This is a genomic window from Pseudomonas sp. BT76 TE3572 (assembly GCF_050435365.1).
Classification (GTDB): Bacteria; Pseudomonadota; Gammaproteobacteria; order Pseudomonadales; family Pseudomonadaceae; genus Aquipseudomonas; species Aquipseudomonas fluorescens_W.
This window is the reverse complement of the sequence record NZ_JBNDKE010000001.1, coordinates 946,178-962,633: the sequence shown is the minus strand read 5'-3', so window position 1 is coordinate 962,633 and position 16,456 is coordinate 946,178. Positions and strand designations below refer to the sequence as shown.

Sequence of the window (16,456 nt, the reverse complement as noted above, 5' to 3'; positions counted from 1 at the left end):
CAAACACCAAGACAGGCAGGTATGACCGTGGCTCAAACGACCAAGTACGTCATCAAATACAAACTCAATGGTGAGCGTCGCTTCGAATTTGCCCAGCTTGAAAACGGCACCGAAGAAGAAGCCAAGGCTGCGCTGGATGCTCTTCATGGCTCGAGCGAAGACGTCATCAGCGAAATAAGCGTCAGCAAAGCGCTGTAACGGGATCCGGAGCGACAACGTGGACGTCTGCTCCTGCCTCTGGAATTCAACCGCAAGCGCCGGAGTGTTCCCTCCATCCCCGCTCCCTAGACTGGCCACCTCAACCTTTGGTTAAGGAGTCAGAACATGTCTACTTCCTCGATTCGCTTCATCAGCGGCACTTCCAGCCTTGGCGTCTTGCTGCTCGCGTTCAGCGCCGAGGGTTTGTGTGCGTTGCTGATCGGTGATGATCTGGCCACGCTGGAACGCGATCTTTCGCAACGCTTCCCCGGCCCACAAGCACCGCAGCGCGATGAAGGCTTGATGCCTGCGCTGGAACAAACCCTGCGCCACCTCGAAGACCCACGCACCACCCTGGATTTGCCACTGGATCTGACAGGCAGCGTTTTTCAACGGCGAGTCTGGGATGCCCTGCGGCACATACCGGTGGGTGAAACCGCCAGCTATCTGGATATCGCACGACAACTGGGCCAACCCACGGCTTTTCGGGCGGTGGCCAATGCCTGCGGAGCAAACCCGCTGGCGGTTATCGTGCCGTGCCATCGGGTGTTGCGTCAGGATGGCAGCCTCGGCGGCTACCGTTGGGGGCTGGAGCGCAAACGGCAGCTGCTGGAGCGTGAGGCGCAGCGATGAGTGCGCAATTTCTCGACAGACTGGACTGGGTCATGCTGGAACAGCAGCTCGATCAGGATGGCTGCGCGATCATCCGGTCGCTGTTAAGCCACAAGATGTGCGATGAAATCAGCACTCTGTATGCCAGCGCCGAACCGTTTCGCTCGCAAGTGATCATGGCTCGTCACGGCTTTGGCCGTGGCGAGTACAAATACTTTCGGTACCCATTGCCGGACATCGTCGCCCGTTTGCGCAGTGCGCTTTACCCGAGACTGGTGCCGATAGCCAATCGCTGGTACGAGCACATGGACCTGCCGACCCGTTTCCCGGAAACCCATGAAGCGTTCCTCGAACGCTGCCATGCCGCCGGTCAGGAACGCCCGACGCCGTTGTTGCTGCAATATGGACCGCAGGACTACAACTGCTTGCATCAGGACCTGTACGGCGAACACGTCTTCCCGCTGCAAGTGGCGATTCTCCTATCAGAGCCGGACGAAGACTTCACCGGTGGCGAGTTCGTGCTGACCGAACAGCGCCCACGAATGCAATCGCGCCCCCAAGTCATTGGCCTGAAGAAAGGCGACGCGCTGATCTTCGCCGTCAACCAACGACCGGTCAAAGGCGTTCGTGGCTATTACCGAGTCACCCTGCGCCACGGCGTGAGTCGCCTGCACAGTGGAAAACGGCATACCCTTGGAATCATCTTTCACGACGCGTTATGACCCCATGAACCCGATCACCTTCGACTTGTTTGCCGACGCCGAACCCGAGCAGCAACCCAGGCTCGATCGGATCGGTGAACAGTCCTGCGTCCTCAGAGGCTTTGCCCTGCCCTGGCTGGATCAGCTGCTGCCTGCACTGGACGCCGTTCTGGCGGCGGCACCGTTTCGGCAGATGATCACGCCCGGGGGCTTTACCATGTCGGTGGCCTTGAGCAGTTGCGGCGCGCTGGGCTGGACCACCGACCGCAGCGGTTATCGCTATACCCGCCATGATCCGCTGACCGGAAAACCCTGGCCGACAATGCCCGAGGTGTTTTTCGAACTGGCACAAGCGGCGGCGCGGGAAGCAGGGTTCGCGGATTTCGTGCCTGATTCATGCCTGATCAACCGTTATGTTCCCGGAGCCAAGATGTCTTTGCACCAGGACAAAGACGAAGTTTCCTACGCAGCGCCCATTGTTTCAGTGTCCCTGGGATTGCCGGCGGTGTTCCTGTTCGGCGGTTTCGAGCGCAGCGATAAAAGCCAACGAGTGCCTCTGTTGCATGGCGACATCGTGGTCTGGGGCGGCGTGGATCGCTTGCGTTATCACGGCGTCTTGCCGATCAAGGACGGCCAACACCCGCGACTGGGCGAACAACGGATCAACTTCACTTTTCGTACCGCTGGATGAAGCCTTCGAATTCGACCGCAAGACCCGGGGTGCTGCGACCCTGTCGGCTGGTTAATCTGCATGAAACGGATCAACGGACATGAAGCCATGACAAGCCATTCGACAAAGATCGCCACCGAGAACGATCCTCGCTGGGCCGCCGTCGTCGCCCGTGATCCCCGGGCAGACGGACAGTTTGTGTATGCGGTGAAAACCACCGGCATTTACTGTCGCCCCAGCAGCCTGGCGCGCTTGCCGAAACCGCAGAACGTCGAGTTTTTCGATACGGCCGAGCAGGCACAAGCCGCGGGTTATCGGCCTAGCAAACGAGCCGCGAAGGATCAAAGCGACGTCGCCGCGCAACATGCCGCGACCGTGGCGGCCGCATGCCGCCAGATTGAAACCGCGGAGAATCTGCCTGTTCTGAGCGAGTTGGCCTCTGCTGCGGGCCTGAGTAGCTTTCACTTCCATCGGGTGTTCAAAGCGGTGACCGGTCTGACGCCCAAGGGTTACGCTGCGGCCCATCGCTCCCGCAGGGTTCGTGAGCGACTCACGGATGGGGGCTCAGTGACCGACGCGCTGTATGACGCCGGTTTCAACTCCAACAGCCGTTTCTATGAAGCCGCCGATCAGTTATTGGGCATGAAACCCGGTGATTACCGCGCGGCCGGTCAGAACAACGACATTCGTTTTGCTGTCGGTCAGTGTTCCCTGGGGGCGATTCTGGTGGCGCAGAGTGAACGGGGTGTTTGCGCGATCCTGTTGGGCGATGACCCGCACCAACTGGTCTGCGATCTGCAGGACAAGTTTCGGCGTGCGAATCTGATTGGCGCCGATCACAGGTTCGAACAACTGATCGCCAAGGTTGTAGGTTTTATCGAAGCGCCGGCCCTGGGCCTGGACTTGCCGCTGGATGTTCGTGGTACCGCTTTTCAAGAACGGGTCTGGCAAGCCCTGCGGGAGATTCCCGCTGGTTGCACCGCCAGCTACGCCGATATCGCTCAACGAATCGGCGCGCCAAAAGCAATGCGCGCCGTGGCTCAAGCCTGCGGCGCGAACAACCTGGCGGTGGCGATTCCGTGCCACCGCGTGGTGCGCAGCGACGGCAACCTTTCGGGCTATCGCTGGGGTGTGGAGCGCAAGCGTCAGTTGCTTGAGCGCGAAAACCCGTCTGAGTCCTGAATGCCGATATAGACCGACACTGAATCCGGGCTGGTATAGACCTCGAAATCTGTGGCGAACGAGCGGCAAATCTGCGGGTTGTCCTTAAAGTAGGCCCAGATCAGGCCCCACGCCTGAATGACGCTGTCTGGCATCGCCCCTTGGGCGCTGAACACCAGGTATTCGCCTCCCTGCACCTGAACCTGCGCAAAGTCCTCGGAAGGCGCGGTGACCGCCACCCCCGCAGTCACATCGAAGTAGCCCGAAGCGTCCGACTCGTAGTTGGAATAGACGCCGTACACAAACGAATCCGGCTGCTTGTGGGCGATCTTGTCGAAGATTCCCTCAACGAAGAATTGTTCCCACATCGGGCCGATGCGCGCAGTGTCTGGTTGCTGCTCTGCGGCATTGCAGGTGCGCACTTGCAGGCCCGAGACGCTAAAGGGCCGCACTTCACGCTGCTTTACATCCATGGTCGATAATCCTTGTCTCTGTCGTTTTTTGTTTGATTGGCGGTGAGACCATCAACGATTGACGTCAACCACCACCCGCCCACGCAATTGACCGGCGAGCAATCGCGGTGCCGCCTCGATCACTTCGCTCAAGCCGATTTCGTGGCTGATCAGCGGCAACAAGGTGAAGTCTAGATCCTTGGCCAGACGATTCCAGGCCAGTATCCGCTTGGCTTTGGGCTGAGTCACGCTGTTGATCCCGGCCAGGGTCACGCCGCGCAAAATGAACGGTGCGACTGACGCCGGGAAGTCCATGCCTTGCGCCAGGCCACATGCGGCGACAGTGCCGTTGGCCTTGGTGCTGGCACAGGCATTGGCCAGGGTGTGGCTGCCGACCGAGTCGATGACCGCCGCCCAACGCTCCTTGGCCAAGGGTTTGCCCGGCTCGGACAGCGTGGCGCGGTCGATGATTTCGCTGGCGCCCAGTTGCTTGAGGTAATCGTGTTCAGAGGTGCGGCCCGTAGACGCGACCACCCGATAGCCGAGCTTGCTCAGCAGTGCGATGGCAAAACTGCCTACGCCGCCATTGGCGCCTGTGACCAAAACTTCGCCCTGCTCGGGCGTCACGCCATTATGTTCCAGCGCCAGGATGCTCAGCATCGCCGTATAACCCGCCGTGCCGATGGCCATCGCTTGCGCCGTGGTGAATGCCTTGGGCAGCGGAATCAGCCAGTCGCCATTCAAGCGAGCCTTCTGCGCCAGTCCGCCCCAATGCCCTTCACCAACGCCCCAGCCATTGAGTACGACCTGATCACCGACCTTGTAGTCTGGATGCCCGCTGACTTCGACAGTGCCTGCCAGATCGATCCCCGGCACCATCGGGAATTTTCGCACCACCGGGCTGCTGCCGGTGATCGCCAGGCCATCCTTGAAGTTCAGCGTGCTGTACGCAACACGTACTGTCACATCGCCCTCGGGCAGTTGATCGTCATTGATCTGTTGCAGTGTGGCCCGGTAACCGCTGTCGTCTTTGTCGATCAAAATGCCTTGGAACATTGCTGCCTCCAGATGGAATCACTCAGTTGTCGTGCAGTTGAAATAACACATAGCAACCTTTCACCGTACTCGACTTTCAGCCAAGAGTGACACAAGGAACGAAAACTCGACTGGCCTTGCATCAGTCATTGCTGATACAAAAACGGTCCTACCGTCCCTGCCCTGTTATGACGTCGGAGAACCCTTCAAATGAGCAAATGGCCAGACACCCGCATTCTTGACCTGCTTGGCATTGAGCTGCCGATCATCCAGGCGCCCATGGCCGGAGCGACCAATTCGGCCATGGTTATCGCAGCCAGTAATGCCGGCGGCCTGGGCTCGATGCCGGCAGCCATGTTAAGCATCGATCAGTTGCGCGAAGAGCTGAAAACGATTCGTCAACACACTCAGCGCCCGATTAACGTCAACTACTTCTGCCATCAGACTCCCGCCGCCGATGAGCAACGCGCTCAAGACTGGAAGAATCTGCTGGAACCCTACTACCGGGAACTTGGCGTGGACTTCGACGCGCCGACGCCAGTGTCCAATCGAGCGCCGTTCGATAGCGCAGCCTGCGAAGTCGTCGAAGAGTTTCGCCCTGAAGTCGTGAGCTTCCACTTCGGTCTGCCGGAAAAATCCCTGCTGGATCGCGTGAAAGCCACTGGAGCGAAAATCCTTTCCTCGGCCACCACCGTGGAAGAGGCCATCTGGCTCGAACAGCAGGGTTGTGACGCGATTATCGCCATGGGGTACGAGGCCGGTGGCCATCGGGGCATGTTTCTCAGTGATGATCTGAGCACCCAGGTGGGCCTCTTTGCGCTGGTGCCGCAGATCGTCGATGCGGTGAAAGTGCCGGTGATTGCTGCCGGGGGGATTGCCGATGCGCGAGGCGTCGCGGCGGCGTTCCTGTTGGGGGCTTCGGCGGTGCAAGTGGGCACGGCGTACTTGTTCACACCAGAGGCCAAGGTCAGCGCTTCTCATCACAAGGCGTTGCGCACGGCCAAGGAAAGTGAAACGGCCGTCACTAACATTTTCACCGGACGCCCGGCGCGCGGCATTCTCAATCGGGTGATGCGCGAACTCGGACCGATGAGCGACAAAGCACCGGCCTTCCCTCTGGCGGGTGGTGCGCTGATGCCGTTGCGGGCCAAGGGGGAAGCGGATTTCAGCAATCTCTGGGCGGGTCAGGCATTCACGCTGGGCGTTGAAATGACCACGGCAGAACTGACCCGGCGCCTGGCTAAGGAAGGATTGGCTAAGTTGCTTCGTCGCTAGGACACGTCCGTGTAGCAGCTGCCGAAGGCTGCGTTCGGCCGCGCAGCGGTCGTGAAACCAGACACCGCGGTCTTTCAGGCTAACGGTGGCAGCTGGATTTACGACCGCTACGCGGCCGAACGCAGCCTTCGGCAGCTGCTATGTATGGACTCGCCCCCACTGTCTACCCGCTTCTGAAAAACCGTCGCCCCGTTGCATCTATGTATCAGGCCTATTCGTGGAAGCCGTCTTCGGCCTCTGGCCAAAATTGGAAAAGCTCGTGGTATGCCGATTACAGTCAGGCCTCGAAGGCCAGTAGCAGCTTAGGCATCAATCCACGCCGGTCTTACCTGGGGTCAATTTTTTTTCAGCAAAGGGTCGGACAGTTAGTACCTCGGTGGCAGAACTCTGTCGCTCAGTGGCTCATCGTCGCTTGCTGGCCATCACCCGCGTGGCGACGATAAGTCTGGTCATTCTGTAAAAGCACCCAGACGATTCGCAGGTTGCGGTTGGCTAGCCTGATCGCCGCCTCCTTACGGCCCAGCCGGCTCATCCAGCGCAACAAGCGACGGTCATCGGGTTGCTGGGAATCAGGTCGTAGTTGTTGCAGCACCGCATGGGCTCCCTGGATCATCAGGCTGCGTAAATAAACATCACCTCGCTTGGTCATGTCCCCCAGCCGGACCGTGTTCCCGCTGCTGTGCTGGTCAGGCACCATGCCAAAGTACGCGGCAAACTTGCGGGCATTGGGAAATCGTTCAGGCTTGGTTTCCTTGGCCACCAGTGCAGTGGCAGTGACTGGGCCGATGCCGCGCACCGTCATCAGTCGCTTCGCCGTCATGTCGGCGTTGGCGGCCACTTCCAGGCGTCCCGTCAGCACGCTGATGCGCTCGCCCAAATGGCGCCACTCGGCCAACAGTTCGTCGATCAGTTCACGCAGCAGCCCCGGCACCGGCTGGGTAGCATCTTCCAGTACCCGCGGAATTTTCTGGCTGATTGCAACATCGCCCTGCGCCAGGGCCACGCCGTGTTCGAGCAGCAGGCCGCGCATCTGATTACTGACTGCCGTGCGTCGACGCACATAGCCCTGACGGGTGCGATGCAACGCCTGCATTGCCAGCGCTGCAACGCTTTTGACCGGTACTGCGCAGATTTTTTCATCGCGATCAGCCCGCAGAATCGCCAGCGCATCGTTACGATCATTTTTAGGTCCGCTGCGATGTGTAGCCACCAAACCGGCTGGAAGAATCCGCACCGGATTGCCTTGGTCTTGCAGCTGCCGGGCCCAGGCTTGAGCACCCGGACCGGTCTCCATCAAAACCACGACATGAGGTGGCAACTGTTGGAGAAACTCATAAAACGCCTCACGCGACTTGATCCGCTGCTCGTAGCGCACTTGGCCGAGGACATCTTCACCGGCGACCTGAAAGACCTGCTTGGCCAGATCGACCGCCAAGGTTGTGCAGACCGACAAATCGGAAGAAGACAGGGATTGATCAATCGAACTATGATTTTTCATGGACTCGCCCTCGCTGTCGTTGGCTGCTTAGACTGCCACCGTGGCGCATTGACGCCTCGGCTTGGGCGAGTCCATCCAATTACAGGTTCATGCGTGGTCTCAACAACGCGCATCCGACACATTCCGTTTGCAGGCATTTCGCTATATATTCCGCTATATAGCGTTTCACCCCCTCGTTGAACTTGCCTACCACGGAGCCGTTTCATGACCATTCGTGCCTCACGTTTTGCCCCCACCTGCCTGGCAACCCTGCTGGCAGTGTTCGTTTTCGGGTCCGCCCAGGCGGACGAAGTCCAGGTCGCCGTCGCTGCCAACTTCACTGCACCGATTCAGGCGATCGCCGCCGATTTCGAAAAAGACACCGGGCATAAACTGGTCACCTCCTTTGGTGCCACCGGCCAGTTCTATACCCAGATCAAGAACGGCGCACCGTTCGAGGTGTTCCTCTCGGCGGACGACACCACCCCGCAAAAACTCGAAACCGAAGGCGACACGGTCAAGGGCTCGCGCTTCACCTACGCCATCGGCACCCTGGCGCTGTGGTCGGCGAAAGAAGGTTACGTCGATGCCAAAGGCAAAGTGTTGAGCGACAACCAGTATCAGCATCTGTCCATCGCCAACCCGAAAGCCGCACCTTACGGTCTGGCCGCCACTCAGGTACTGGCCAAGCTGGGCCTGACCGACAAGGTCAAAACCAAGATCGTTGAAGGCCAGAACATCACCCAGGCCTACCAATTCGTCTCCACCGGCAACGCTGAACTGGGTTTTGTGGCCTTGTCGCAGATCTACAAAGACGGCAAAGTCACCGGCGGCTCGGCCTGGATCGTTCCAGCCGATATGCACGACCCGATCAAACAAGACGCGGTGATCCTCAACAAAGGCAAGGACAACCCGGCTGCCAAGGCGCTGGTTGACTACCTCAAAGGTCCGAAAGCCGCCGCAATTATCAAATCCTACGGTTACCAACTCTAAATGACGCTATCGAGTGCCGACTTTTCCGCCATCTGGCTGACCCTGAAACTGGCGTCGCTGACGACGGTTATCCTGCTGGTCATCGGCACTCCGATTGCGTTATGGCTGTCGCGCACCCGCTCGTGGTTGCGTGGCCCGGTCGGGGCGATCGTCGCCCTGCCCCTGGTGCTGCCGCCGACAGTGATTGGCTTCTATCTGTTGCTGGCGCTCGGCCCTAACGGGTTTGTCGGCCACTTCACCCAATCGCTGGGACTCGGCACCCTCACGTTCAGTTTCGCAGGGTTAGTGATCGGCTCGGTGCTCTACTCGATGCCGTTCGTGGTCCAGCCCCTGCAAAACGCTTTTTCCGCCATCGGCACTCGCCCATTGGAAGTGGCCGCAACCTTGCGCGCCAATCCCTGGGACACGTTTTTCAGCGTGATCCTGCCGCTGGCCCGCCCCGGTTTCATCACCGCTGCCATTCTCGGTTTCGCCCATACCGTGGGTGAATTCGGCGTGGTGCTGATGATCGGCGGCAATATTCCCGACAAGACTCGCGTGGTCTCGGTGCAGATCTACGATCACGTCGAAGCCATGGAATACGCCCAGGCCCATTGGCTGGCCGGGGCGATGCTGGTGTTCTCCTTTATGGTGTTGCTGGCGCTCTACTCCAGTCGCAAAACCAAAGCGGGCTGGAGCTGACCGATGATTCATACGCGACTGAAACTGAGGTACTCGGGGTTCGCCCTGGAAGTGGATCTGCAATTGCCCGGCCGCGGCGTCACTGCGCTTTACGGTCACTCCGGTTCGGGCAAGACCACTTGCCTGCGCTGCATCGCTGGCCTGGAGAAGGCCGAGCAGGGTTTCATCCAGGTCAACGATGAAGTCTGGCAGGACAGCGGCAAGAAGATTTTCGTGCCGCCCCACAAACGGGCGTTGGGTTACGTTTTCCAGGAAGCCAGCCTGTTTCCCCATCTGTCGGTGCTGGCCAACCTGCAGTTCGGCCTCAAGCGCATTCCTCGCCCACAGCGACGGGTCGACATGGCACACGCGACTGAACTGCTCGGGATCGGCCATTTGCTGGATCGCCATCCGCAGCACCTTTCCGGCGGTGAACGGCAGCGGGTCGGCATCGCCCGCGCCCTGCTCACCAGCCCGAAACTGTTGCTGATGGACGAGCCGCTGGCAGCGTTGGATAGCCAACGCAAAAACGAAATCCTGCCTTACCTGCAACGACTGCATGATGAGCTGGACATCCCGGTACTGTACGTCAGCCACTCACAGGATGAAGTCGCGCGGTTGGCCGATCACCTTGTTCTGCTCAGCCATGGCAAGGCGCTGGCCAGCGGCGCTATTGGCGAAACGCTGGCCCGTCTCGACCTGCCTCTGGCGCTGGGCGACGACGCTGGCGTGGTAATCGCGGGGCACGTCAGTGCCTATGACCCCGACTATCAGTTGCTGACCCTTCAACTGCCGAACACGAACCTGAACATTCGCGTGGCTCACTCACCGATGACTCCAGGTCAGGCGCTGCGCTGCAAGGTTCAGGCGCGGGATGTCAGCCTGAGCCTGCAAAGCGTCGAGCAAAGCAGCATCCTCAATCGCCTGCCGGTCACCGTGATCAGCGAAATGGGCGCGGACAATGCCGCCCATGTGCTGATCCGTCTGGACGCTGGCGGCACACCGCTGCTGGCGCGGATCACCCGTTACTCCCGGGACCAATTGGGCGTGCACCCCGGCCAGCAACTCTGGGCGCAGATCAAGGCGGTGGCGGTGCTGGCGTAAATCCGCTGGCACGACTGCAACGGCGCGCGGTCAATGGCTGTAACGGCCCCTGATCCCTCGCCAAGGACTACCGTCATGCCCGATATCGCGCTACCCGATGCGCTGCCATCCGACCTGCATTACGTCGATGACACCCAGCCCGGCATCACCCGCAAGAAACTACGCGACACGTTCTGCTACTTCGACCCTGCGGGTCAGCGCATTACCGATCAAGACGAAATCAAACGCATCAATGCCCTCGCCGTACCCCCGGCCTACACCGATGTGTGGATCTGTGCGGACCCGCGCGGTCATCTGCAAGCCACCGGCCGTGACGCTCGAGGTCGCAAGCAATACCGTTATCACCCACGCTGGCGAGAAGTGCGTGATGCCGACAAGTACTCACGTTTGCGGGACTTTGGGTTGGCGCTGCCGAAACTGCGCAAACAGCTTGAAGCACTGCTGGCGGCTCCCGGCTTCAGTCGCGACAAAGTCATGGCCACGGTCATCACCTTGCTCGACGCGACGCTGATCCGGGTCGGCAACACCCAGTACGCTCGGGACAACCGCTCCTACGGCCTGACCACCCTGCGCAACCGTCACGTCGAGGTCAACGGCAACGCGATCCTGTTCCAATTCCGCGGCAAGAGCGGCGTCGAGCACCAGATCACCGTGAAAGACCGACGCCTGGCGCGGATCATCAAACGCTGCCTGGAAATTCCCGGGCAAAACCTGTTTCAGTACCTGGATGAAAACGGTGAGCGACACACCGTCAGTTCCTCTGACGTCAACGCCTACCTGCAAACCCTCACCGGTGCCGACTTCACTGCCAAGGACTACCGCACCTGGGCCGGCAGCGCGCTGGCGTTGGCGGTCTTGCGCAAACGGCAGTGGGAACCTGAGTCGGATGCCAAGCGGCATGTGGTGGAGATGGTCAAGAGCGTTGCCAAACAACTGGGCAACACCCCGGCCGTCTGCCGCAAGTGCTACATCCACCCGGCGGTGCTCGATGGTTTTCTGTTGGGTGCGCTGGCTGAGCTGCCCAGGCCTCGAGCGCGCAAAGGGCTCAGGGCGGAGGAAGTCGGGCTGGCGGTGTTTTTGGAGAAGATGAGTGCAACCGTTGAAGCGACGAACTGACCTGTCTATTTTTTGCACGATCGCAAATGGCTTCTATAGTTGTTGTGAACCTGAATTAGCTGTGGTGAGCCATGGAAGACATTTTCGTTGTGAAGCGTTGCAACAAGATCATCATCTATGGCCGCCGAGCCGGAGATACCAGCCATCCACCACCCGATGCCGCCGTCTGGTATCGCATCGCCGATACTCGAACCCGTGGCTTCATCGGTGACGGTTTCGACCATGAAGAAGACGCCCGGCGTGAATGCCGGCAGCTGAATGCCAGGTCACAAGTGACGGTCCGAGAAGGCTGATGCTACCTGCCTTTCACGGGTCTATACTGAAAAAAGCTGAAGGATTAGCGACCCCATCGGCAGACAGCTCGCTCCCCCGCGGGCTTTTTGCTGCCAATTACAGGTTTCTTGAACGGAGGTGTTTGCCATGTCCGAAAAAGAGTCCATCACCACACTGCTCACCCTGCTCGACTCCCGTCAGGCTCGCCTGGCAGCGGCATGCAAGGAAATCGCCGACTGGGTCGATCATCAAGGCGGGCACCCGACGGCCCTCAGAATCCGTGATCGTCTGAACGACATCGAGAAGGACGCGCCACTGATTCGCAATACGCTGTCGTCGCTCAAACCTGTCGACCCGCCCCTGCCGCGGTTCAGATGATTCGACCTGGACATCCTCAAGGACACGGCCTGATTCAGGACGCATAAACGGCGACCTTATCGTCACCGGGTGCGTCCTTGCCTGAACGCTTCCTGCTACATCCCCAACCCAGCCTGGCGCTGGGCTTTTTTATGGCTGCGCAATCTGTTTCACGCTGCGTTCACATCTCAGGCTCTAGATTGACCGGACTCCTTTGAAGAATCCCCCTGGCCCGCCCGCATGCGGGCCTTTTTTTTGCCCATTACGCTGGCAACGAACGTCACCGCACGCTAGAGGTCAAACGATTACACGTCACCAAGGAGGCGTCTGATGGTTACTCACTTCAAAGTCGGCGGGCATCTGGCCTGCGGTCACAAAGGCAGCAATCTCGTTTCAACCAGCGAACTGACCCGGGTGAAATGCAGAAGCTGCCGCAACACCGACGCGTTCAAGGATGCGCGCAAAGACCAACGCAACGCTGCACGCCGCGCCGCACGCAAAGCCAAAGTTACGCACACTGCCAATGACTGGCGTGCGGCTTGGGTCGAACGGCTCACCGCCATGGAAGGACTGCAACGATTGCCTCGTGGTTTCACCGGTCAGCCTTTCGTTTAGCTGACAGCATCGGCGGCCGGATCGAACTCATTCGATCCGGCCGCTGGCGCCATGATTTCCAGCAACGACATGCGTTTGAAGGGCTCGACCAGACCACGCCCCTCCTCGGGTGCGCATGAGATGGCCAGCCGCATCGTCGCCTCCCCCAGATGCCAGATCAGAAACGCAGACTCCCGAACCCGCAACGCATCACTGTCGGGGAATACCCGAAGCATCGCGTCAGCCAATAACCCGCCCGCAATACGACTCTCCTGCAGTTCCAACGCCATGAGCTGTTTGTCCGCCTGCATCCCGGACCAGATATCACGCATCGCCGGTGTAGCAAAAACGATCTCGTAATACTGATCGGGCAGCGCCGAATAGGCTGCTTGCAATCCTTGCGCGTCCTCGACTGCACCCAACGCCTCTTCGATACAGCGACGGCTTTCGGCGTTATAGCGCTCGGCGTGTGCGTTAGTTGGATGATTCTTAAGCCCCCAGCACCCTGCCATTTTTTGGCGGCGAACAGATTTCTCGACTAGGGTTCTATCGAATCGAAATTGCGCCGACGGTGTTGGCGGGCACTCATCAAGGAGGGGACAGATGACATCAATTCGAGATACCGAAAAAACCTATCGCACCTGGTCCAGCCCAATCTTGCTTGAACTCAAGGAGAGAGAAGACCAGCTAGACGCTGCAGCCCGCCAGGCCCTTCAAAATGTCTTGGTGGAGAGAAGGCTTGTCGATACCGGCAACCCTGCTGGCGAAGATCGACGCGGCGCTAATCCAGGGGTTAGCGGGCCGGGTCGATAACTGCCGCGGGCTAAAAAACAGCAAGCCAGAAACAAACAAGGGTTTGCATCAGCTTTCGCTCGCAAACCCTTGATTTTAGAGGGTGCCCGAAGCCGGAATCGACAGCAGCCGCCTGACCCACCCTCACCTATTGTGCGAAGTACTGTTTTCAGGCCAAAGGAGCAGGCCCAAGAGTCAAATCGATGTCTAGCCTCGCCAATGCTTTGCCGCGGGCTAACGCCTCATTGAAGCTGTCGTACTTGGCATTTTCACGGATTGCTTCAACCCGGTTTTCTTTGTTCTCTACAGCGATTCTAAGTCCTGTTGGCACAGAATCACTGTCGCTATCCCATTCGAAATCAATCTTCGCTTTAACACCTCGATGCTCATATTCAACTGGGTACGGCCTTTCCACTAACACCATTTCGATCTCCTTGATCCGGCTCCATGCCGGGCCGAACACAAATACCCCACTTCTACGAATCACGCCAGCCGACGACGCAGGCTTCTGCCTGGGGATTGCCAATGAGCAATCCCGCAAATGCTTTGAGCGATGAAAAGTGCCCTCACTACGCCGCGCTTGATCCGGCGGGCGCCACCGCAACCACAAAGGCAAAAAAGTCTGACCAACTAAGTGAATTGCGGACCAACTCTAAAATAGAGGACCAGAAACAAACAAGGGTTTGCATCAGCTTTCGCCCGCAAACCCTTGATTTAAGATGGTGCCCGAAGCCGGAATCGAACCGGCACGCCCTTACGAGCGGGGGATTTTAAGTCCCATGCGTCTACCAGTTTCGCCATTCGGGCGGTAGCGCGGTGAAGCAGTCTGAAGACTGTCAAATAACGATCTGGCAGTTCTGACGCCTGTGCAGCAGAGGGGGAAATATATACATCCCGCTCCGGTGAAGCAAGTTCGCGACTGCCCTTTTCAAGACTAAATCTTGCAGGACAGTGCAAATAAAAAAGCTCCGTAAATCATAGATCTACGGAGCTCGTTTAAAGTGGAGGCCGAGGTCGGAATCGAACCGGCGTAGGTGGATTTGCAATCCACTGCATAACCATTTTGCTACTCGGCCTCAAACATTTGATGTCATGTAGCACAACAACAAACGCGTACAAACTTGGAGTGAGATTCGTGATCTAACTCCTTGAAAACATTGAGCTTTTTCAGCGGTCAGTGCTTTCGATGGCGTGAATTATGTACTGATTTCCCGAGGCTGGCAACCCCTTGATTTCAAAAAAAATTCCGTCAGGTAGTTTCTATGTTTCCAGGGGGTTGCTCAGCCCTTCAGGCCGGGATCGTCCGTCACGTCTTCTACCGCGATCAACGGTTCAATGCCCCAGTCGCCATGCAGATACCAATCGTCTCCGATCATTTCGGCTGGATGCATTGTCCTGTCGGAGCCATTGCCGCACGCCAGGGAGTTTGCTGGACAGTACCTGTCGCAGCCCCAGCAAATGCGCTCGGGGTGCTTGGGGCTGATGGGAAAATTCTTGGCCATGTCGATCCCCGGTTTACCACTAGGATGTACCTCCAACCTACATCGCTCGCGCAAAGGTGACCTTGATACGAATCAAGGTACGGCTAAGCTTGTCCTGCCGGGAAATCGGCTACGTCACAGCGCTTTCCGGCACTTGGGCAGCCACATAAAAACACCTGGAGAAGCTTCTTATGCCTGGTAAAAAAACACCTGCCGGAGATCAAAGCCCTGTTCGATTGTCGACCTGGGATGATGAAGTCGCGGAAAAATCACTCGACGCTGAAGCATTTTCCTCTCCCCCCGAATTGACCAATGCAGAACTGGTCCACCTCCGTGTCCGGGTGATTGCCCTGGAAAACCTGGTCATCGCGTTACTGGCACAAAGTTCGGATCAACAGTTAGCCGTCGCTCGCGAAATGGCCGCCTACATTTCACCCCGACCTGGCTTCACCCAGCATCCGCTGACGATTCACGCGGCTGCGCAGATGAGCGACAGCGTCGACCGCGCTGAGCGATTTCGGAAGCGCTCCAAGTTGTAGGCTTAATCGCTGAAAACTTGATAACAATCATTATTATTCGCAGGAAAGCTTCCTACACTCGGGCTCTTACTCGTTAGTGCCCAGGAAGACATCATGCGTACGACCTTTTCGCTGTCTCTCGCCCTGCTCTTGCTCACACCCTTGGCTCAGGCCAAGGAATACCCGATCGGGGAACCCCAGTTGTGTCCGGGCCTGGAAGTCGGGGCGGTGTATTTGCAGCCGATCGAGATGGCGCCTGCCGGAATGATGCGGGCCACGGCGGATTCCGATGTGCACCTGGAAGCCGACATTCGCGCCACGGCGGACAATCGACAGGGTTTTCAGGAAGGCAGTTTCGTGCCTTACCTCAATGTCTCGTTCAACCTGAAAAAACAGGGCAACGAGAACGAACTCAAAGGCGATTTCCACGCCATGGTCGCCAATGACGGCCCGCACTATGGCGACAATGTAAAACTGCTCGGTCCAGGCAAATATCAGCTGACCTTCACCGTCCTGCCACCCGGCGGTCATGGGTCCCTTGGCCGCCATACCGATAAGGAAACCGGCGTAGCCCCCTGGTTTGAACGCTGCGAATTGCACTACGAGTTCATCTACGCCGGCATCGGTAAAAAAGGCGGCTATTGAATGAAGCGCCTGCAGATTGCCTGGCTGATGCTCGCCGGAGCAGTGGCGCCATTGACGGCCTATGCCGAGTTACCCAGCTACGAGCTGAGCCTGGGCGATGGCCACTTCTCCCCAGCCTTGCTGGAGGTTCCGGCCGGACAGCGCTTCAAGATCATCCTGAAAAATATCGGCAAGGGGCCTGCCGAGTTCGAGAGCACGCCATTGCGGGTTGAAAAAGTACTGTCGCCGGGCGTGACAACCTTTGTGGTCATTCACCCGCTCAGGCCCGGTCACTACCCCTTCTTCGACGAGTTCAATCCGCAACTGCCCGAGGGCGGCATCCTCGCGAAATAACCCGTTCAA

General features: G+C 58.6%; 22 protein-coding genes, 2 tRNA genes and 1 pseudogene. 17 read left to right on the top strand and 8 right to left on the bottom strand.

What is annotated here, in order from left to right:
• Window positions 1-21: 21 nt before the first annotated feature.
• The 5 genes from ABH912_RS04495 (at window position 22) to ada (ending at window position 3,363) form a co-directional block, all read left to right on the top strand.
• Window positions 22-198, top strand: coding sequence for a hypothetical protein (locus ABH912_RS04495; protein WP_156363902.1), 177 nt, complete (start codon window positions 22-24; stop codon window positions 196-198).
• A 126-nt stretch (window positions 199-324) separates the two neighbouring features.
• On the top strand, window positions 325-831 hold the full coding sequence (locus ABH912_RS04490) for a methylated-DNA--[protein]-cysteine S-methyltransferase (RefSeq protein ID WP_429509726.1): 507 nt from the start codon (window positions 325-327) through the stop codon (window positions 829-831).
• Complete coding sequence (locus ABH912_RS04485) at window positions 828-1,532, top strand: 2OG-Fe(II) oxygenase (RefSeq protein WP_033055165.1); 705 nt, start codon at window positions 828-830, stop codon at window positions 1,530-1,532. The genes ABH912_RS04490 and ABH912_RS04485 overlap by 4 nt, the downstream gene beginning before the upstream one ends.
• A gap of 4 nt (window positions 1,533-1,536) precedes the next feature.
• Window positions 1,537-2,202 (top strand): DNA oxidative demethylase AlkB, encoded by a 666-nt coding sequence (gene alkB, locus ABH912_RS04480; protein WP_033055166.1) that lies wholly within the window; start codon window positions 1,537-1,539, stop codon window positions 2,200-2,202.
• Between the two features lie 87 nt (window positions 2,203-2,289).
• The gene (ada, locus tag ABH912_RS04475; protein WP_429513045.1) at window positions 2,290-3,363 is read left to right on the top strand and encodes a bifunctional DNA-binding transcriptional regulator/O6-methylguanine-DNA methyltransferase Ada; all 1,074 of its coding nucleotides are present in this window, start codon (window positions 2,290-2,292) and stop codon (window positions 3,361-3,363) included.
• Here ada and ABH912_RS04470 read toward each other — a convergent pair.
• Together ABH912_RS04470 and ABH912_RS04465 are read right to left on the bottom strand one after the other, a co-directional pair.
• Window positions 3,327-3,815 (bottom strand): GyrI-like domain-containing protein, encoded by a 489-nt coding sequence (locus tag ABH912_RS04470; protein WP_429509725.1) that lies wholly within the window; start codon window positions 3,813-3,815, stop codon window positions 3,327-3,329. The genes ada and ABH912_RS04470 overlap by 37 nt on opposite strands.
• A 51-nt stretch (window positions 3,816-3,866) precedes the next feature.
• Window positions 3,867-4,850 (bottom strand): MDR family oxidoreductase, encoded by a 984-nt coding sequence (locus ABH912_RS04465; RefSeq protein ID WP_429509724.1) that lies wholly within the window; start codon window positions 4,848-4,850, stop codon window positions 3,867-3,869.
• Between the two features lie 189 nt (window positions 4,851-5,039).
• Here ABH912_RS04465 and ABH912_RS04460 point away from each other — a divergent pair, with 189 nt between their 5' ends.
• Window positions 5,040-6,104: an NAD(P)H-dependent flavin oxidoreductase gene (locus ABH912_RS04460; RefSeq protein WP_429509723.1), complete on the top strand. Its 1,065-nt coding sequence runs from the start codon at window positions 5,040-5,042 to the stop codon at window positions 6,102-6,104.
• Window positions 6,105-6,498: 394 nt separating this feature from the next.
• Here the strand turns inward: ABH912_RS04460 and ABH912_RS04455 are convergent, their stop codons facing one another.
• Entirely contained in the window at window positions 6,499-7,557 is a 1,059-nt protein-coding gene (locus ABH912_RS04455) for an IS110 family transposase (RefSeq protein WP_080932109.1), read from the bottom strand.
• Between the two features lie 249 nt (window positions 7,558-7,806).
• Here ABH912_RS04455 and modA point away from each other — a divergent pair, with 249 nt between their 5' ends.
• The 7 genes from modA to ABH912_RS04420 all read left to right on the top strand — a co-directional run bounded on the left by modA (window position 7,807) and on the right by ABH912_RS04420 (window position 12,699).
• Window positions 7,807-8,574 (top strand): molybdate ABC transporter substrate-binding protein, encoded by a 768-nt coding sequence (gene modA, locus ABH912_RS04450; protein ID WP_429509722.1) that lies wholly within the window; start codon window positions 7,807-7,809, stop codon window positions 8,572-8,574.
• Window positions 8,575-9,255, top strand: coding sequence for a molybdate ABC transporter permease subunit (modB, locus tag ABH912_RS04445; protein ID WP_008153716.1), 681 nt, complete (start codon window positions 8,575-8,577; stop codon window positions 9,253-9,255).
• 3 nt (window positions 9,256-9,258) lie between these two features.
• A complete protein-coding gene (gene modC, locus ABH912_RS04440; RefSeq protein ID WP_033055172.1) occupies window positions 9,259-10,338 on the top strand; it encodes a molybdenum ABC transporter ATP-binding protein in 1,080 nt (359 codons plus the stop codon).
• Window positions 10,339-10,413: 75 nt separating this feature from the next.
• Entirely contained in the window at window positions 10,414-11,454 is a 1,041-nt protein-coding gene (locus tag ABH912_RS04435; RefSeq protein ID WP_429509721.1) for a DNA topoisomerase IB, read from the top strand.
• 71 nt (window positions 11,455-11,525) lie between these two features.
• The gene (locus tag ABH912_RS04430) at window positions 11,526-11,747 is read left to right on the top strand and encodes a hypothetical protein (RefSeq protein ID WP_033055174.1); all 222 of its coding nucleotides are present in this window, start codon (window positions 11,526-11,528) and stop codon (window positions 11,745-11,747) included.
• A gap of 127 nt (window positions 11,748-11,874) precedes the next feature.
• Entirely contained in the window at window positions 11,875-12,105 is a 231-nt protein-coding gene (locus ABH912_RS04425; protein WP_010460746.1) for a hypothetical protein, read from the top strand.
• A gap of 309 nt (window positions 12,106-12,414) precedes the next feature.
• Window positions 12,415-12,699: a hypothetical protein gene (locus tag ABH912_RS04420; RefSeq protein WP_429509720.1), complete on the top strand. Its 285-nt coding sequence runs from the start codon at window positions 12,415-12,417 to the stop codon at window positions 12,697-12,699.
• On the opposite strand, the pseudogene ABH912_RS04415 reads toward ABH912_RS04420, so the two are convergent.
• Window positions 12,696-13,145 (bottom strand): annotated as a pseudogene (locus ABH912_RS04415) (TetR/AcrR family transcriptional regulator); the annotation flags it as partial. The gene ABH912_RS04420 and the pseudogene ABH912_RS04415 overlap by 4 nt on opposite strands.
• Before the next feature lie 136 nt (window positions 13,146-13,281).
• Here ABH912_RS04415 and ABH912_RS04410 point away from each other — a divergent pair.
• Window positions 13,282-13,491, top strand: a complete 210-nt coding sequence (locus tag ABH912_RS04410) for a hypothetical protein (protein WP_033055177.1) — start codon at window positions 13,282-13,284, stop codon at window positions 13,489-13,491.
• 148 nt (window positions 13,492-13,639) lie between these two features.
• On the opposite strand, the gene ABH912_RS04405 is transcribed toward ABH912_RS04410, so the two are convergent.
• The 4 genes from ABH912_RS04405 to ABH912_RS04390 all read right to left on the bottom strand — a co-directional run bounded on the left by ABH912_RS04405 (window position 13,640) and on the right by ABH912_RS04390 (window position 14,972).
• Window positions 13,640-13,894, bottom strand: coding sequence for a hypothetical protein (locus tag ABH912_RS04405; protein ID WP_033055178.1), 255 nt, complete (start codon window positions 13,892-13,894; stop codon window positions 13,640-13,642).
• A 296-nt stretch (window positions 13,895-14,190) separates the two neighbouring features.
• A tRNA-Leu gene (locus tag ABH912_RS04400) sits at window positions 14,191-14,277 on the bottom strand.
• Between the two features lie 195 nt (window positions 14,278-14,472).
• Window positions 14,473-14,546: transfer RNA gene (locus ABH912_RS04395), tRNA-Cys, on the bottom strand.
• 204 nt (window positions 14,547-14,750) lie between these two features.
• Window positions 14,751-14,972: a DUF3079 domain-containing protein gene (locus ABH912_RS04390; protein ID WP_033055179.1), complete on the bottom strand. Its 222-nt coding sequence runs from the start codon at window positions 14,970-14,972 to the stop codon at window positions 14,751-14,753.
• Between the two features lie 170 nt (window positions 14,973-15,142).
• On the opposite strand from ABH912_RS04390, the gene ABH912_RS04385 reads away from it, so the two are divergent.
• The 3 genes from ABH912_RS04385 (at window position 15,143) to ABH912_RS04375 (ending at window position 16,447) form a co-directional block, all read left to right on the top strand.
• Window positions 15,143-15,490: a hypothetical protein gene (locus ABH912_RS04385; RefSeq protein WP_429509719.1), complete on the top strand. Its 348-nt coding sequence runs from the start codon at window positions 15,143-15,145 to the stop codon at window positions 15,488-15,490.
• 93 nt (window positions 15,491-15,583) lie between these two features.
• Window positions 15,584-16,114, top strand: a complete 531-nt coding sequence (locus tag ABH912_RS04380) for an iron transporter (RefSeq protein ID WP_008153602.1) — start codon at window positions 15,584-15,586, stop codon at window positions 16,112-16,114.
• Entirely contained in the window at window positions 16,115-16,447 is a 333-nt protein-coding gene (locus ABH912_RS04375; protein WP_429509718.1) for a cupredoxin domain-containing protein, read from the top strand.
• Window positions 16,448-16,456 lie beyond the last annotated feature (9 nt).

What these genes read in the sequence shown, in the direction of transcription:
- ABH912_RS04430 (WP_033055174.1), top strand. Translation starts at nt 11,526, where the DNA reads ATGGAAGACATTTTCGTTGTGAAGCGTTGCAACAAGATCATCATCTAT.
- ABH912_RS04385 (WP_429509719.1), top strand. Translation starts at nt 15,143, where the DNA reads ATGCCTGGTAAAAAAACACCTGCCGGAGATCAAAGCCCTGTTCGATTG.
- ABH912_RS04490 (WP_429509726.1), top strand. Translation starts at nt 325, where the DNA reads ATGTCTACTTCCTCGATTCGCTTCATCAGCGGCACTTCCAGCCTTGGC.
- ABH912_RS04435 (WP_429509721.1), top strand. Translation starts at nt 10,414, where the DNA reads ATGCCCGATATCGCGCTACCCGATGCGCTGCCATCCGACCTGCATTAC.
- ABH912_RS04460 (WP_429509723.1), top strand. Translation starts at nt 5,040, where the DNA reads ATGAGCAAATGGCCAGACACCCGCATTCTTGACCTGCTTGGCATTGAG.
- ABH912_RS04485 (WP_033055165.1), top strand. Translation starts at nt 828, where the DNA reads ATGAGTGCGCAATTTCTCGACAGACTGGACTGGGTCATGCTGGAACAG.
- ABH912_RS04375 (WP_429509718.1), top strand. Translation starts at nt 16,115, where the DNA reads ATGAAGCGCCTGCAGATTGCCTGGCTGATGCTCGCCGGAGCAGTGGCG.
- ABH912_RS04410 (WP_033055177.1), top strand. Translation starts at nt 13,282, where the DNA reads ATGACATCAATTCGAGATACCGAAAAAACCTATCGCACCTGGTCCAGC.
- modB (WP_008153716.1), top strand. Translation starts at nt 8,575, where the DNA reads ATGACGCTATCGAGTGCCGACTTTTCCGCCATCTGGCTGACCCTGAAA.
- ABH912_RS04495 (WP_156363902.1), top strand. Translation starts at nt 22, where the DNA reads ATGACCGTGGCTCAAACGACCAAGTACGTCATCAAATACAAACTCAAT.
- ABH912_RS04425 (WP_010460746.1), top strand. Translation starts at nt 11,875, where the DNA reads ATGTCCGAAAAAGAGTCCATCACCACACTGCTCACCCTGCTCGACTCC.
- ABH912_RS04465 (WP_429509724.1), bottom strand. Translation starts at nt 4,850, where the DNA reads ATGTTCCAAGGCATTTTGATCGACAAAGACGACAGCGGTTACCGGGCC.
- alkB (WP_033055166.1), top strand. Translation starts at nt 1,537, where the DNA reads ATGAACCCGATCACCTTCGACTTGTTTGCCGACGCCGAACCCGAGCAG.
- ABH912_RS04405 (WP_033055178.1), bottom strand. Translation starts at nt 13,894, where the DNA reads ATGGTGTTAGTGGAAAGGCCGTACCCAGTTGAATATGAGCATCGAGGT.
- ABH912_RS04390 (WP_033055179.1), bottom strand. Translation starts at nt 14,972, where the DNA reads ATGGCCAAGAATTTTCCCATCAGCCCCAAGCACCCCGAGCGCATTTGC.
- ABH912_RS04470 (WP_429509725.1), bottom strand. Translation starts at nt 3,815, where the DNA reads ATGGATGTAAAGCAGCGTGAAGTGCGGCCCTTTAGCGTCTCGGGCCTG.
- ada (WP_429513045.1), top strand. Translation starts at nt 2,290, where the DNA reads ATGACAAGCCATTCGACAAAGATCGCCACCGAGAACGATCCTCGCTGG.
- ABH912_RS04380 (WP_008153602.1), top strand. Translation starts at nt 15,584, where the DNA reads ATGCGTACGACCTTTTCGCTGTCTCTCGCCCTGCTCTTGCTCACACCC.
- ABH912_RS04420 (WP_429509720.1), top strand. Translation starts at nt 12,415, where the DNA reads ATGGTTACTCACTTCAAAGTCGGCGGGCATCTGGCCTGCGGTCACAAA.
- modC (WP_033055172.1), top strand. Translation starts at nt 9,259, where the DNA reads ATGATTCATACGCGACTGAAACTGAGGTACTCGGGGTTCGCCCTGGAA.
- modA (WP_429509722.1), top strand. Translation starts at nt 7,807, where the DNA reads ATGACCATTCGTGCCTCACGTTTTGCCCCCACCTGCCTGGCAACCCTG.